Source organism: Citrobacter sp. R-1.5.2 (assembly GCF_035064245.1).
GTDB lineage: Bacteria > Pseudomonadota > Gammaproteobacteria > Enterobacterales > Enterobacteriaceae > Citrobacter.
Window position 1 is genome coordinate 78854 of record NZ_JASEYC010000004.1, and the last position, 14521, is coordinate 93374.

Below are 14521 nucleotides of genomic sequence, written 5' to 3' on the forward strand. Positions count from 1 at the left end.
CAATGCTCTCCCCGCCACGCCTGCCCGCTTCGTGGGGCGTTTTTAATGCAGGAGCATGAAGGAGCTCAGGCCGCGCCAGTACTGGTGCGGCAGGGTGTGGAAAATTCAGGTTTTTGCATGCAAAGCCATGCAGCGTAGGCATGCATGGCTATTTTTATTAAAAAGACGGGTATTTTCGGGGGCGTTTTATGCAGATTTTTTGCGGGTCTGCACGGCCTGTCTGCGCATGAAAATCTGACTCTGTTCAGGCGTATATTTTGCCCGGTTGTCATCTCTCGATGCTCTGTCAGGCCGGAAACCGATGGTTGTCAGAATGTCGCGATCACCCTCTGCGTAATCAATATTTCCTCCGCGGGTTACATGAACGGACAGCGCTTCGCGAACACTGGCGGCCGCCCGGTCGAGAGCCCGTTCTCTGACAATGTCAGGTTGTTCGCTGAGATGCAGTAATTCCGGTGCCAGTGCGGCGGCCAGCGCGTCGCCGCTTACCTGCATAAAAGCGTGGAGCTGACGCCGGATACTGATACGCTGCACGGCCTCATGTGACCGGATATACCGACCGGCAGACTGGTTTACTGCCCATTTTTCAGGTCAATATCTTCACGCAGCGCCTGTACAGCGTCAGGCTCACAACGGGTACTGGTGAGCTCTTGTTCTTTCAGCCCGTGCCAGTGCTGACTTGCTGCTAATCCAGTCCAATTTATTCTTCTGTAGGTCAGTCAGCTCGGCCGCGCAGAACGTTGGTCAGCTTACTGAAAAAGGGCGTGCCCGGCTCATAGGCACATTACTCAACAACTTTTTGCGTAAAGTCTGGGCTGCAGTCCTCATCAGCGCCGTAATGTGACTCTCCAGGCACCAACACGCGCACACCATAGCGGCTGTTATGGTATTTTTCGCCCACAAAGGGCATGAAGCTAACGCCAGTCAGATTGTGCATACTAGTCCTGTTTCTTACCTTTGAATTGCTCCCAGCGAGCTGACAGGCGATCTTTATCCAAGCGATAGCGCAGCGGCGCGATTGCCTTCCCTTCGTACTCTTCCCATTCGATACCTGGCGCAAAATGCACGGTCATGGTGTCAGGGTTGATGCCCATCATGTGACGGTCATATAGCTTATGGAACGTTGGAGCGAGCAGCACGCCGTTACTGGCGTTATAGCAGCCGTCTACCGCCGCCCCCTCAATATGTGCAGCCTCCAGCACACCATTCAGGCGCTTGCCCGTCACCGCGCAGCGTTCGCCAAAGTTCTCCATCACCAGCTTACGGAATACAGCCTGAGCGCGAGGATCTCGCTGGAATACCTCGGCCATGCGGCCACTGGCCTTTGAGCATGTTGGCCACCAACTCGAACCGGTAGAGCTGCGGGAACTGAAGGATATCTACTACTTCTCCTTTTTAGATCTCAGGTGGCATCGTCCAGCTTACGGGCACCCCTGAAGCGTTCCCAGTGGTGTGCCAGTGCACTCCGGTCTAGCTTCCAGATGTTGCCATCGCGCAGCTGTACACCGTGAATATTCAGCCAGCCACGGAAGGGCGTATCCACAAATACCGCCAGTGTCAGCGGATTGATGGAAAAAAACAGATCGTCAAAAGCACGATGCAGGAAACTCACCAGGGCGATCCCGTTGCTTGCGTGCATATAATCGTGACTGGAGTCCGGCACAATGTGCGCCGCCTCCAGACTTTCGGTAATGCCTGTGATCGCGCAGCCGTCGAAGTTCGCCAGTACAGACATACGGAAACGGCCCTGCCCTTCACGCTGAGCCACTTCGCGTAGTTTGCGCAACCGGGCAGCGCGGCGCTTACGAAACTCGAGTAAATGCGCATCATGCAGTGGATTAGATACAGGTGTTTCTGCCGTCCACTCTTCCCATGAGTCGGAAAGAAACCCATCAATTTTTTCATCCAGCGTTTTCCCTGCGTTCAGTTCATTCAGCCTCTTACACCAGTCGCGGAAATCCTTCACCATATCTGCTGGCAGACCTGCCGCGACTTCCGGCACAAGCATGGAGAGAGAGGTTTTGGACAAGTGAGAAACACTAATTCTCTTCGGACGTTCACCAGGCAAAACGGCATATTTCTCATTCCACGCTTTCAGACGCTCCCTTCGGGCCTGACGTTTGCTCTTTTTGCTTTTTTTCTGGACGGTAGGCTGGAGGGGGCCTTCCTGTTGGCCTTCATGCAGCGAACCATAGAAATTATATTGTTTCAGGACGGCGCGAATTTCGTCTGGTGTATCCTGATTTGATACAGTTGCGTGATAGCCGATATTCATTTCATTGCCACGAATCGCAATAAACTGAAAATCTTCTAATGCCTTTGTGAAGGCGTAGCGAATCTCGTTCGCAGGCATATTGAAAATAGCGGCAGCACGCGCGACAGCTATGCGGAAATGGTATCGGAACTGACGACCACGCTTACCTTCCGCTTCAATTTTAAAGCAACCAGTATGGGTATCATTACCCCACGCATGATGATTTGGTTTCCAGCTTTTATGCTTCCAGCCATCTATGTAGAGATGAATTTGTTTGGATTCGAAATACTCGTTAAGTAGCATGGCCCTGCCTCTGGATAATTTTCTCTGCCCGTAGACAGAATCAATATTAATTGAACCCGGTTGATCCTTTTTTGACGTAGGCCTGCCCTTCGATGGTTATGAATTTTTAAGTTTTTGATATGGTATTGAGGTGATCAGTATCAACCCTGCACCAGACAAGTCCTGTTCTGGACGAATCATGACCGCAATCCGGCGTGCTGACAGCTGTGGTTGGGATAAGCAGCCCTGTTTTGGGGTAACTGGGATAACCTTGGGATAAGATTTAGCGCATAACCATTTGATAATGTTATTTTATTTTGAAAGTATCTCGTTATTCCAAGAAAAATGGCGTTTTTCTGCTTATATAGAGAACTGAATGAACGATTTCCCAGAGAGGAGAGGTAAGATCTGATCGAGTGTAAGCGGCTATAAAAATGGAAGTGTCTGTATGATTTTCATCCATTTTGACGTGATGCTAAAACATCTGGGAGGACATTTGAGAGCATCTATAAAAACTAAACAAAAATAAAGTAATTTAAAACAGGTTGTTAGCTATTTTTGTTTTGTTCCTGTTATTTCTTCGGACTGATTTTTACCCTTTCCTGTACCAGGCCCAGCCCGTTTGATGTCATCAGCACGATGAGCATCATCATCTCATTGTACGCAAATATATCTTCTGTATTACCGCTATCCTTCCTGCAGAAAAAGGAGCAGCGACAGCCGCTCCCTTCTGGCATCAGGATTTTGGGAACACCCAAACATGTTTTTCGGGTAAGGCCAGGTGGCAGTGCTGCGGATCGCGTACTTCGTTGCCGTAGGCGCGGATGACAAAATCATCAGCCACGGTGCGGAACAGGTACTCCCAGCGGTCACCGAGATACATGCTGGTGAGCAACGGGAGAGCCAACTGGTTTTCGCCTGGCCCGTCGGCCAGCACCACACGTTCAACGCGGATCACCGCGGTGCCCTCATGGCCAACCTGAACGCCGTCACCCGCCTGACCCCACAGAACCCAGTCACGTCCTTCAATACGTGCTTTGCCGCCACGCACTTCAGTGACTTTGCCATGCAGACGGTTGTTGCTGCCCATAAATTCAGCGGTGAACAGCGTTTTTGGGGAACCATACATCTCTTGCGGCGTACCCTGTTGTTCAATTTTGCCGTTGTTGAGTAGCAGAATGCGGTCAGAAATCGACATCGCTTCTCCCTGGTCATGCGTCACCATCAGCGCGGACAACCCGAGATTAATAATCAACTCACGCAGGAATACGCGCGCTTCTTCCCGCAGTTTTGCATCAAGGTTGGATAACGGCTCATCGAGCAGGATCACGGGTGGGTTATAAACCAGCGCCCGGCCAATCGCTACACGCTGTTGCTGACCGCCAGAAAGTTGATGCGGATGGCGCTTACCCAGATGTCCCAGGCCCAGTTGATCCAACACACCCTGTACCCGTTGGTTGATCTCTGCGGTGGAGACTTTGCGCAACTTCAGCGGGTAGGCCACATTCTCAAATACGGTTTTATGCGGCCACAAGGCATAGGACTGGAACACCAGCCCCAGGTTACGCTCCTCGGCTGGGATTTCGCTGCGCGGGGTGCCGTCGTAGACTTTGTTGTTGCCGATGGTAATTGACCCTTGTGTCGGTTTTTCCAGCCCAGCCACGGCGCGCAGGAGGGTGGTTTTACCGCTCCCGGACGGCCCCAGTAACGAAACCACTTCGCCCCGTTTGAGGTCCATGGTCACGCCCTTTAGCACCGGGTTATCACCGTAGGTTAAGTGCAGGTTCTCGACCGATAATTCAATCATGTAATTTCACTCCAAAACGTAGGGCAATACCCAGGCCCACCACCACCAACAGAATATTGATAAACGAGAGTGCGGCGACGATGTCGATAGCACCTGCCGCCCACAGAGATACCAGCATCGAGCCGATGGTTTCCGTGCCCGGCGACAGCAGATAGACGCCCGTTGAATACTCACGCTCAAAGATCAGGAACATCAGCAGCCATGAGCCAATCAGCCCATAACGTGAAAGAGGAATGGTAACGTGGCGGGTAATCTGCCCACGCGTCGCACCGGTGCTGCGTGCCGCTTCCTCCAGTTCTGGCCCCACTTGCAGCAACGTTGAGGAGATGAGGCGCAGGCCGTAGGCCATCCACACCACCGTATACGCCAGCCAGACGCTGAAAATGGTGCTACGCAGCGAGCGCAGCCAGACAATCAAAGTGTCTCGCAACCACTGCGACCACGGCATACCGGATAACCAGCCGGATTTCAGCGCGTTATCGAGCCACATTGGTAAGAACAGGAACACCCACAGAAATGCCAGACCCGCGAGCAGGCCCGGTACTGCACGGGGCACCAGTACGCTGTAGTCGAGAAAACGCGTGGTGTTATCCGGCTTGCGGTGCATCGCGATACCGATAAACAGATAGCAACCTACCGCCAGCGCGCCGCCGATCACGCCAATCGCCATGGAGTTGACGATGGCCCGCAACAGATTCGGCTGTTCCCAGATGGTACGGAAGGTGCTGAGGGACAGCTCATCCCACAGCGACACACCCACCCCCCAGTTGGAGATAAACGCACGCAGCACCACGCCCATCAACGGTACGCCAATGGTGATGGTCAGCCAAAACGCGACCACAGCACCCGCTATCCAGCGCCATTTACCCAGCGGTAACGCGCGGGCCTGTGAGGCTTTACCCTTCATGGTCACGAAGCGGTTAGCGGTACGCATCAGGCGACGCTGTAGCATGACCAGTGGGATGGTCAGGCAGATCAGTACCACGGCAACTGCCGCCATCAGGTGATACGACGGCGTACCCAGTTTATTGGTCAACTGATACAGGTAGGTTGCCAGCACCATGTTGCCTTCCGGGTCGCCCAGTACCAGCATCAGACCAAAGACTTCCAGACCGAGGAAAAACAGCAACACCACGGCGTACAGAATAGATGGGCGAACCATCGGCAGGCTGACTGATGTCATGACCTGCAGCGGGGATGCGCCGGAGATACGCGCGGCTTCCTCCACGTCTGAGCTCACGCTGCGCAGCGCTGACGAGATATACAGATAAGCGTGCGGTACGTGTGTCAGGCCTGCAATGACCACGATGCTCGACATGTCGTAGATATTCCACGGCACGAAGCCAATCAGCGATTGTGCCCACAGTGACAGGAAGCCCACCGGGCCCGCGGCCACCACATAGCCAAAACCCAGCACCATCGGTGAAACAAAAATAGGCACCAGGATCAGCGGCTCAATCAGACGTCTACCCGGTAAGTCGGTACGTACCATCAGGAAGGCCAGTATACCGCCCAGAGGAATGGCGATAATGACCAGCCCGAATGCGAGAATAAAGCCACTTTTCAGCGCTTTATAGAAGTCGGGGTCGGTAAAAATAAAGCCAAAGGATTCAAGGCTCCAGTCCTTTGCCGGCGAGAAGAACGGCGCGGACAAAAAGCTTTGTATCACGATGAACGACAACGGCGTGTAGATAACCAGCGCGGTTAACAGCACGACGATGCCACGCGGCAAGCTTTGCCACTTTCTGCGTAATGCATTCATAAGCGGAGATCCGGTAACACGTATTCAGGAAACGAGCACCAGGCGCACCAGTGAACCGTGCGCCCGGTTCTGGCTCTTATTTGGCCGCGGCTTCACGCCACTGTTTGATGTAATCCAAACGTTTTTTCGGTTGCAGGTACTCAAGTAATGACTCATCAACTGGGATCGGCTTCAGCGCGCTACCCAGCATTTTGGTCATACCGTCGATGTCATTTTTACCTTCGATATCGTTGCGAATAGACGGAATATCGGCCTGGTTGGCGAGGATGTTTTGCCCTTTCTCAGACAGCACATAGTCCAGCCACAGTTTGGCGGCATTGCTATGCTCTGCCTGCTGGCTGATGAAAGAAACTCGTGACAGCACCAGGGTGTAGTCCTTCGGATAGGAAATGCCCAGTGACGGATCGTTTTTGGCACGCGCTTCGGCGTAAGAGCCGAGGATATTATAACCAATCAGGTTTTCACCCGATGAAACCCGCTCCATCATCGTACCGGTGGACGATTGCACGGCTAACCCGCCTTTCGCCACGTCGGCCAATGTTTTGAAGTAGTTCGGATCGGCCTTGTAATCCAGCACCGATAGCATGAAGCCAACCCCGGATTTTTCGATATCGTAGGTGGTGACTTTGCTTTTGAATTTATCCACCTGGCCTGCAATCAGCTTGGCCAGTGCGGTGTGAGAATCCGGAACCTCGTTCGCCGGGATGAGGCGCTTGTTGTAAATAAACACCACCGGCTCGTAGGTGGTGCCGTAGGCTTTGTTGTGCCAAACAGCCCATTTCGGTAGCTGGTTCTGCTCTGCTGAAACATACTCCATAGCATAGTCGGTCGCGAGCTTCATCGCGGTATCCATGGAGGAGCTCCAGATGACGTCACCGCTGCCGCCGCCAGCAGCCTGTTCGCTGATATAACGGTTATACAGCTCGGTGCTGTTCATATCGTTATATTCAACTTTGATGCCCGGATAGGTGGCTTCAAAGCCCTGAATCAGCGGCCCAGCCGCTTTGGTATCCGTTGTGGAGTAAACCACGACTTTGCCTTCTTTGGTGGCGGCATCAACCACCTTTTGGTAGTCAGCCGGATACCCCTGCGGCAGTGCGGACAGAGCAGAAAACGACATGAAAACAGCAGCAGAGATCAGAGAGATGCGGAATGTGTTCGCCATTATTATTAACCTTCTAGTTACATTTGAGGAACTAAAAGTCAACATAGCGGATGGGAGGGGAGAGACAAGAGGGGGGAGAGAGCCGGCTGGTGGAAATGTGATTGTTGGCGTTGTTTCGGTAATTAACACCATAGAAACCGTGAGGGCGATGGGTTGAGAGAATAGAATACTCGCCGTTGTAGGCCGGATGGCGCTTCGTTTATCCGGCCTACAGTGATTGTTACTCCTGAGCCACCCTCCGGTACAGCCGCCTCGGATGCCCAATACTCCCATACTGAATCTCAATCACCACAAACCCAATTTCCACGCAATACTCCAGATAGCGGCGACCCGTGGTCTTGCTGATCCCCGCGTCTTCTACTACCTGTTCGACTGACCAGCTGGTGTCAGGATGCTCGCTGAAAATACGCTTCACCCGCTCGAGCGTTGCCGGTTCAATGCCCTTTGTTGATGGCTGGGTTGATGCCTCACCCGCGGGTAAATTGAACAGTTTATCCAGTGCATGTTGGTCAACAACTTTCACCTGGCGCAGAGTGTGTACCAGCAACATAAAGCGCTCCAGCGAGGCCCGCAGACGGTGGGAGAACACGGGTTTTAGCAGGTAGTCAAACGCGCCGCTGCGCATAGCATGACTGCAGGTTTGCATATCGCTGGCGGCGGTGATGAATATCACCGAGCATTCAAACTGTTTGAGCAGCGGGCTATCAATAAGCTCAACGCCCTGACCGTCCGGCAAATAGTTGTCCAGCAGCAGCAGGCGCGGCCGATGACGGAGGATCAGCTCGCGGGCCTGTTCCAGCGATCCCGCGATCCCCACGATGCGCAGATGGAAGTTTTGCTCAATAAACTCCCGATGCAACTGTGCCAGATGTGGCTCATCTTCAACAATAACAACCTCAAGAGGGCGGATATCAGTCATGGGAAGGTCCTGTCGAAAGTGAAATCTGGAACGGGATGAAAACCGAAAATACGGTACCCTGCGGGATGTTATCGCTCATTTCGATGCTGCCACCGGCCCGACGAACATAGCCCGCGACCAGGTACAGGCCAATACCATGTTCTGCACCGGTGAGTTCGCTGCTGTCAGTGGGTTTACTGGTAAAGCCTTGCTCAAAAATATGCGGCTTCATGGCTTCATCAACGCCACAGCCCCGGTCAGCCACTTCAATCACCAGTTCGTGGTTGCGATCCGATATATACACTTCCACCGGCGCGGTACGTGCTGGCGTTTTCAGCGTGGCATCGACAGCATTGTCCACCAGATTACCTATTACTGACATCAGCTCCGTTTCGCTCAGCCCTTCCGGCAGGCGCGAGAGCTGGCAGGCAGGGTCGAAAACCAGCTCAACACCTTTCTCGCGAGCACCGACATATTTCCCCAGCAGCAGGCCGCACAGCGCCGGAGAGACAAACTGCCTGGAGAGGAAATCCAGCACCTGCTGGGCCCCCTCTGACTGTACCTGGATATAACGCAGCGCGTCGTCATAGCGCTGCATCTGCAGCAGGCCGACGAGCGTAGCCGTCCAGTTGAGCTGCTCGTGGCGCATGATACGCAGGTTATCGGCATAGCGGGTCACCTGGCTGAGTTGGCTGCTGAGCGTATTGATATCGTTCTTATCGCGGAAGCTGAATACCCAACCGCTTTGGGTGCCCGGCTCAACTTCAATAGCCACGCGGTTGACGATGGTTTCCCGTTGATTCAGGACGGTAATATGATCGTGATGGCGGCTGTCATAAGCGGTGTTGCCTGGCACGAAAAACGACGGTGGCAGTTGAATCACCTCATCCAGCGGCTTGCCGAGCAACGCTTGTTCACTCTGGCGAATATTGAGCATCTCCCTGGCGGCGCGGTTGATGAGTATTAGCTGCTTATCGGCATTCACCGCAAACACACCTTCGTACATGGCCTCCAGTAACGCCTTTTGCTGTAGCACCAACTGGGCGATATCTTTAGGTTCCAGGCCGAACATCTGCTTTTTCAGCGTGCGGGTCAGTAACCAGGAGAAAATAAACAGCAGCAGCAGCAGGGCAAGGCCGTACATTCCGGTGCGCCACAGCAGGCGGGCGTTGATATTGGCGATATAGGAGGTGAGGTAACCGACGGAGACAATGCCGATTACCTGATGATGGCTATCGAAAATAGGTGCCTTACTGCGTAACGAGACACCGATCCCGCCCTTGCGCACTGTGATTATGGTTTTGCCCTTCAGTACGTCAGCATTGTCGCCGCCGATCATCGGCAGGTTAAGGCGCTCCGGGGATTCTGAGTGGTAAAGATGCTGTTCACGCGCATCGCCAATCACAATATAGCTGGCGTCGCTTTCAGCGCGCAGCGGCTGAATCAGTTGTGCGATACCGGGAATATCGCGCTGTTGAACTTTTTCTGCCAGACCGGGAATCAGGGCAATTTCGCTGGCCTGTACCCGCGCACGTTGGCCCAAATCGTGGTGCAACTGGCGGTCGATAAAGTGAAACAGCAATACGCCAAGCAGCGCCAGCAGAAGGCAGGAAAAAGCCACCAGTGAGAGGAACAGCTTTACCTGAAAGGACAATCTGAGTTTCATGTAGTCCGCAGCGGCCAGAGCAGAAAGGGTCATCTGAAAAGCCTATCACGCGAAAATACGAACCGTAATCGAGGGACAACAGAGTTGTGAACTGCCTACATTCTCCGCGAATTTCTGAGGCAATAAACGGTATGTCGACGATGCGATCCAACGGCTGTATTCATTGAAAATGCGCATCGTTGACGGTGATTTTTTTGGATCTTCCGGTCTATGACTCTGGGTGTCCGTCGATCGCGTCTTTCAGATCGCGATACTCTTCGCATTGGGTGCCGCAGATAGTCTTAATGGTGGCCAGCTCTGCTTTCGCCAGGTCGGGACGGCCTTTAACCATCCATGCTTCCCCAAGATATTCGCGCACTTTCGCATAGTGCGGATCAAGGGCAATCGATCGTTGGTAGTAACTTATCCCTTCATCCGTACGCCCTAGCTTGCGCGTCGCATAGCCTCGATAGTTCCAGGCTTCACGCGTATTGGGCTGCTGTAAGGTATCGAGTAAATTGATGGCATCCTGATAATGGCCGGTTTTCGCCAGGTGATACGCATACTGCGTTTTATCCTGATCGTCGATCATGCTGCTTTTTTCGGGCAAACATTTTTGGGTTTTGTTGTCGTAAACCTGACCCTTCGGGCATGTTGGTGTGGTGGTATCGTCATTTCCCATGGCGCTGGCTGCAGCAGAGTAGAGCAGCCCGCCTGAGATCAGGCAAATCAACGGCAGTATTTTCGTCATGGCGTGCATCTTCATGGTCCTGCCCTCTCGGTATGAGTGAAGGTTCTTGCATGCTGTAAACCGCGCAGACCATGCTTTACTCATTATCGATGCCTATAAATTGACCTGCCGTTTATTTTTAAAATACCGCTTTATTAGCAAAGAGAGAGGCACCTATTTAATCGCAGCGCGTGGTCCCAAATGAGTCTGTGCGACAGGTTGTCGTGTTTCCTTGGGCGTCAGTTGTTCGGGTTGTACCAAAGCTGTCTGTACGAGATACGGAACCATCGCTACCGCGGGTCGTGCCAAATGAATCGGTTCGATAACTGGTCGTATTTCCGTTAGCACTGGTTACCCTTGTTGTTCCGAATGAGTCAGTGCGTGAGACGCTCCCATCGCTGCCACGCGTTGTTCCAAAACTGTCCGTGCGCCAGCTATTTCCTTGATCATCACGTGTCGTTCCAAAGCTGTCTGTTCTGTAGGTGGTGGCACTCGCAACAGAGGATAACAACATCAAAATGAAAAAACTGAAAACTGCTTTTCCCGACATCATGATATTCACCTTATGTGTATTATTTGTTTTTGGGATTAGGGCAGGTATGTTGGCCTCATTCCTGGTCAGATTTTACGCCCTTCCAGATGGCACTGGTAAGAAATACCGCCATGCTCGCCAATTAACCAATCAACAGCCTGTCCTGACAGTCGATTGATAGATACATGGGATACCAGCCCCCATGTTTTATTGTCTCGTGACCCTTCGATTTTGTATTCGATGGTCTTATCGGTGATTATCGGGTGTACGACTCTGAACCAGGTATCATCACGTCCTTGAGGCTGCCCATCAATATCTACAATGACTGCCTCTGTAAACCAATTCGTACTTTGACCATTGCTTACGCATGTGTCTCCCGAATCAGCACGAATATCAAGGCAGAGTTTATCTTTTGATAAATAAGGGGCTGGCCAGATTCCTGTTGCTGACTGATCGTTAGTATTTTGCGGTTCGCATACAATTAAGGATGGTTCGGATGCGAGAACAGGCAGACTGCATAGCAAAGTAAAGGCAAAAAATGTGTTTCTCATGTGGCGAGTTATCCGTGTCTAAAGTTAAATTTACAGAATTATCTACATCTCTAATACTTAGAACAAATTTAAAACAAATCGATGATGCCTGGTTTACGTTGAGATAATATTAATATGTTTAACGTTTTTAACGCATAATTATGAGCTCGTTTCAATTTTTAAATATCTAGATAAGATACACTATTTGTATGTCTTTGGAAAATCACAACAGAGAAATATAAAAATGAAACATGCATTGGCCGGTTTATTTTTGGTAGGTGGGTTTTGTGGAACGATCAATCCAGTTATGAGCGCAGAAAGTGAGAGTCGCTATATCAATATTCGCAATACTGACAGCGGCTGGGTTCAGGGGGTTTGTTCGTTGGTATTTGCTCTGGATAACGGGGGGAATGGCGCGTTTAATGACCTTACTATTACCCTTCAGCTCACCGATAAATCAGGTGCGACCCTGGAAACGGGGGCGCTTCACGTTCAGGCATTTGGTGATAGTGATGCGACTCGCTCAATTAATGCAGCAACAGAATTTAGCTGTGATTCAGTTGAAAATACGGTCAGTATTATCATTACTAAAGTTGATGAAGCCTCGCAGGATGGCTCATGGCATGCACTTCCATTATCAGTTTTTGACCCTCAATATTATCAACCGCTGAAAATTAGCGTAGGACACGGTAAGTAACTCGTCTGTATTTCTACAGGGGATATCTTGCGATATCCCCTGTCTGATCTGGCGCACGTATATTACTTATTGATTAAGTCGATAATACGATCGCCTTCAGCATCTTCCTGTGCCACCCGGCTAAAGATACTACTGTCGCTTTGTGTACCTACCTTGATTGGTTCTTTACAATCTTTATGGAATACTTTTTTTCCATTTTTTGTGACGACGACGCCAGACATATCACCGTGTTGCTCTTTGTCGTAAACAATATATTCATAGACCCCTTTTACGACGCGAATCCAGTATAAAGATCCTCCGGCGATCGTTTCTGCGCTGTAATACGCTGTGACTCCCGGCTGATTAGTGACAAGATTCAGCTCCGCAATAGGAGAAGATGCTGTTCCCAGAGCATATCCGGCAGCATCCTGGGCAATAAAAGCGCTGGCAAATTTATTATTGGTTAGCAGACACTCAAGAGTTAATTGTTCCTGATCCTCTGAACTATAGGTCTCGGCAAAAGATGTCTGGGTGGCGGCAATACAGCCTAAGACTATTGCCGCAATTTTTAAGCTAAACTTCACGTTCTTCACTCCTTAATAAACATGTGTGTTTAATCGTTGTGTGAGATTAATTTCCGCTTTTAATTTGCTTACAAGTATCCAGCCACCCGGCGGCATCAATTTTCCCGTTTGCCAGATATTTTTGCTGATTCTGCCAGTGCGCGGCGAGAAATGGCTTAAGACCTGCAAGACGTTTGTTCAGGGTGAGCATTTGATCGAAAACCGTCACTTCATGTTTCAGACCTTCCTGACCATAAAGCGTGGCTGAATCAACCAGACTACTGGCGTAGTAACTCGTCAGTTGTTGCAGGCGATCTGTTTGCTCACCCAGTTTTGTTTTTCGGATCGCGCAATTTTTATCACTGTCATCTTTATCCTTACACAGCAATTCATAGTTGTGATTGAGGAAGTCAAGAAAGCGGCCATCATCCTGCAATTTTGTGCAAAGGAAGGAGCCGAGGTTAAGGCTGGCGCGGATCGATTGTGCCCGTTCTTCCTGCTGTTGCTGATTACTGGCGCGGAGCTGATTTTCCAGATCCTTCAGTTTCTTTTTCAGCTCTGTGTCTTCAACGCCTGATGCCAGGCTTCCCAGCGCTTTTGCGGTGTCTGTGGGGGCGTCTTTGCTCTTATCTATGCCCGGTTTATCTGCACCGAGAGTAGCCCAATTTTTCTCCAGCTGTTTCACTCGGTCTGTTGATGTAATGGTTGGAGAGACCAGAACCAGACGCAATCCGGTGGTTTTGCTGGTGAAAGGATGGGCTTCATCGTAGTAGTTAATTTCTTTACGGGTCGCGCTACGGATCTCTGATTCATTCGAGATGACGCTGCCTCCGCGAACCACAAAACCACCAGCCTGGCCGTGAAGTCTGTTGATTTTATTGAGATAGAACGGGGTGAACATCATCTCAGAGACGTTGCCCAGCATATCGTGTAGGCCGAGGGGGTTAGGGTTCAACAGCCCAATGAGCTGTACTTTGCCGTTAGAGGACTGCGAACCGGAATACCACTCGTAATTTTTCATGTCATCCATCGGGTAGTGGGAATCACGGAATTCCGCACTGTTTACCTTGAGGCCGCCGCGTGCTGCAAATTCCCATTCTACTTCAGTGGGCAGGCGTAAAAATCCAGGGTTGCCATCCTCTTTCGGTAATTTGTCGAGAGCATTCGTGCGTAACCACTGGTTATATTTATCGGCAAAATTTACCGCATCGAACCAACTGATATTGGTTTCTGCGATGCTTAACTTACGTGATGGCGTGGGGCAGGTACCGCTGGTTAATGCCTGGTATTGCAATGCTGTCAGTTCATATTTGGCCATCAAATAGTAACGACCTTTGCTTTTTTTGCTTTCGGTAAAGCTACCGGCGATAAAGGTTGGATAACTGTGTTCAACAAACCCCCATTCTCCGCCATCTTCTCCTAAGGTGATCGGCATATCATCCAGAGGGCCCGAGACAGGGATCTCTACCTGACGGAATACCATGGCACCTTCACAGGGCATGGGCAAAATAATATCGTCGCTATCCGGCTTGGGGTTATAGATTTTCTCTGCCCACGGTTCGGCCAGCACGGGCGACATCTTCACCAGCAGAGCCAGCGCCAGCCAGCGTGATAATGTGGAAGGGGTAAGGGTCATGAACGTTTTCCGCAAATGATAAATGCCTTGGGCAAGTAGGA

The 14521-nt window shown here is 51.2% G+C and carries 14 protein-coding genes and 1 pseudogene; 2 read left to right on the plus strand and 13 right to left on the minus strand.

All coding sequences use genetic code 11. From position 1 onward, the window contains the following. Positions 1-186: 186 nt before the first annotated feature. From QMN38_RS09625 to QMN38_RS09655, 7 genes and pseudogenes are all read right to left on the minus strand, one after another. Positions 187-723: pseudogene (locus QMN38_RS09625) on the minus strand (phage polarity suppression protein). Positions 724-784: 61 nt separating this feature from the next. After that, on the minus strand, positions 785-937 hold the full coding sequence (locus QMN38_RS09630) for a hypothetical protein (protein ID WP_323604931.1): 153 nt from the start codon (positions 935-937) through the stop codon (positions 785-787). Between the two features lies 1 nt (position 938). Next, positions 939-1310 carry an HNH endonuclease gene (locus tag QMN38_RS09635; protein WP_271450300.1) on the minus strand — a complete coding sequence of 124 codons (372 nt, stop codon included), beginning with the start codon at positions 1308-1310 and terminating at the stop codon, positions 939-941. A 92-nt stretch (positions 1311-1402) separates the two neighbouring features. After that, positions 1403-2557: an HNH endonuclease gene (locus tag QMN38_RS09640; RefSeq protein WP_323604934.1), complete on the minus strand. Its 1155-nt coding sequence runs from the start codon at positions 2555-2557 to the stop codon at positions 1403-1405. Between the two features lie 715 nt (positions 2558-3272). Continuing rightward, a complete protein-coding gene (locus QMN38_RS09645) occupies positions 3273-4343 on the minus strand; it encodes an ABC transporter ATP-binding protein (RefSeq protein WP_323604937.1) in 1071 nt (356 codons plus the stop codon). Beyond that, the gene (locus tag QMN38_RS09650; protein WP_005133551.1) at positions 4336-6105 is read right to left on the minus strand and encodes an ABC transporter permease; all 1770 of its coding nucleotides are present in this window, start codon (positions 6103-6105) and stop codon (positions 4336-4338) included. Before QMN38_RS09650 ends, QMN38_RS09645 begins: the two co-directional genes overlap by 8 nt. 76 nt (positions 6106-6181) lie before the next feature. Beyond that, positions 6182-7270 carry an ABC transporter substrate-binding protein gene (locus QMN38_RS09655; protein WP_271441881.1) on the minus strand — a complete coding sequence of 363 codons (1089 nt, stop codon included), beginning with the start codon at positions 7268-7270 and terminating at the stop codon, positions 6182-6184. Between QMN38_RS09655 and QMN38_RS09660 the strand changes: the two genes are divergently transcribed. Next, positions 7224-7427 carry a hypothetical protein gene (locus tag QMN38_RS09660; protein ID WP_202039747.1) on the plus strand — a complete coding sequence of 68 codons (204 nt, stop codon included), beginning with the start codon at positions 7224-7226 and terminating at the stop codon, positions 7425-7427. The two genes, QMN38_RS09655 and QMN38_RS09660, sit on opposite strands and share 47 nt — an antisense overlap. Before the next feature lie 63 nt (positions 7428-7490). Here QMN38_RS09660 and QMN38_RS09665 read toward each other — a convergent pair whose 3' ends face one another. From QMN38_RS09665 to QMN38_RS09680, 4 genes are all read right to left on the minus strand, one after another. Beyond that, positions 7491-8189 (minus strand): response regulator, encoded by a 699-nt coding sequence (locus QMN38_RS09665; protein ID WP_271441880.1) that lies wholly within the window; start codon positions 8187-8189, stop codon positions 7491-7493. Further along, positions 8182-9834 carry a sensor histidine kinase gene (locus tag QMN38_RS09670; protein WP_323605050.1) on the minus strand — a complete coding sequence of 551 codons (1653 nt, stop codon included), beginning with the start codon at positions 9832-9834 and terminating at the stop codon, positions 8182-8184. The genes QMN38_RS09665 and QMN38_RS09670 overlap by 8 nt, the downstream gene beginning before the upstream one ends. 208 nt (positions 9835-10042) lie before the next feature. Beyond that, positions 10043-10564, minus strand: coding sequence for a tetratricopeptide repeat protein (locus QMN38_RS09675; protein ID WP_416348259.1), 522 nt, complete (start codon positions 10562-10564; stop codon positions 10043-10045). 597 nt (positions 10565-11161) lie between these two features. Beyond that, entirely contained in the window at positions 11162-11626 is a 465-nt protein-coding gene (locus QMN38_RS09680) for a hypothetical protein (protein ID WP_271450303.1), read from the minus strand. Between the two features lie 223 nt (positions 11627-11849). Here QMN38_RS09680 and QMN38_RS09685 point away from each other — a divergent pair, with 223 nt between their 5' ends. Then, positions 11850-12302: an IrmA family protein gene (locus tag QMN38_RS09685; RefSeq protein ID WP_271457249.1), complete on the plus strand. Its 453-nt coding sequence runs from the start codon at positions 11850-11852 to the stop codon at positions 12300-12302. A gap of 62 nt (positions 12303-12364) precedes the next feature. Here the strand turns inward: QMN38_RS09685 and QMN38_RS09690 are convergent, their stop codons facing one another. Together QMN38_RS09690 and QMN38_RS09695 are read right to left on the minus strand one after the other, a co-directional pair. Further along, a complete protein-coding gene (locus QMN38_RS09690; RefSeq protein ID WP_323604943.1) occupies positions 12365-12865 on the minus strand; it encodes a hypothetical protein in 501 nt (166 codons plus the stop codon). A 46-nt stretch (positions 12866-12911) separates the two neighbouring features. Beyond that, positions 12912-14480, minus strand: a complete 1569-nt coding sequence (locus tag QMN38_RS09695; RefSeq protein ID WP_271457250.1) for a formylglycine-generating enzyme family protein — start codon at positions 14478-14480, stop codon at positions 12912-12914. Positions 14481-14521 lie beyond the last annotated feature (41 nt).

What these genes read in the sequence shown, in the direction of transcription:
- QMN38_RS09630 (WP_323604931.1), bottom strand. Translation starts at nt 937, where the DNA reads ATGCACAATCTGACTGGCGTTAGCTTCATGCCCTTTGTGGGCGAAAAA.
- QMN38_RS09660 (WP_202039747.1), top strand. Translation starts at nt 7,224, where the DNA reads ATGAAAACAGCAGCAGAGATCAGAGAGATGCGGAATGTGTTCGCCATT.
- QMN38_RS09665 (WP_271441880.1), bottom strand. Translation starts at nt 8,189, where the DNA reads ATGACTGATATCCGCCCTCTTGAGGTTGTTATTGTTGAAGATGAGCCA.
- QMN38_RS09635 (WP_271450300.1), bottom strand. Translation starts at nt 1,310, where the DNA reads ATGGCCGAGGTATTCCAGCGAGATCCTCGCGCTCAGGCTGTATTCCGT.
- QMN38_RS09695 (WP_271457250.1), bottom strand. Translation starts at nt 14,480, where the DNA reads ATGACCCTTACCCCTTCCACATTATCACGCTGGCTGGCGCTGGCTCTG.
- QMN38_RS09680 (WP_271450303.1), bottom strand. Translation starts at nt 11,626, where the DNA reads ATGAGAAACACATTTTTTGCCTTTACTTTGCTATGCAGTCTGCCTGTT.
- QMN38_RS09640 (WP_323604934.1), bottom strand. Translation starts at nt 2,557, where the DNA reads ATGCTACTTAACGAGTATTTCGAATCCAAACAAATTCATCTCTACATA.
- QMN38_RS09685 (WP_271457249.1), top strand. Translation starts at nt 11,850, where the DNA reads ATGAAACATGCATTGGCCGGTTTATTTTTGGTAGGTGGGTTTTGTGGA.
- QMN38_RS09670 (WP_323605050.1), bottom strand. Translation starts at nt 9,834, where the DNA reads ATGAAACTCAGATTGTCCTTTCAGGTAAAGCTGTTCCTCTCACTGGTG.
- QMN38_RS09655 (WP_271441881.1), bottom strand. Translation starts at nt 7,270, where the DNA reads ATGGCGAACACATTCCGCATCTCTCTGATCTCTGCTGCTGTTTTCATG.
- QMN38_RS09645 (WP_323604937.1), bottom strand. Translation starts at nt 4,343, where the DNA reads ATGATTGAATTATCGGTCGAGAACCTGCACTTAACCTACGGTGATAAC.
- QMN38_RS09650 (WP_005133551.1), bottom strand. Translation starts at nt 6,105, where the DNA reads ATGAATGCATTACGCAGAAAGTGGCAAAGCTTGCCGCGTGGCATCGTC.
- QMN38_RS09675 (WP_416348259.1), bottom strand. Translation starts at nt 10,564, where the DNA reads ATGACGAAAATACTGCCGTTGATTTGCCTGATCTCAGGCGGGCTGCTC.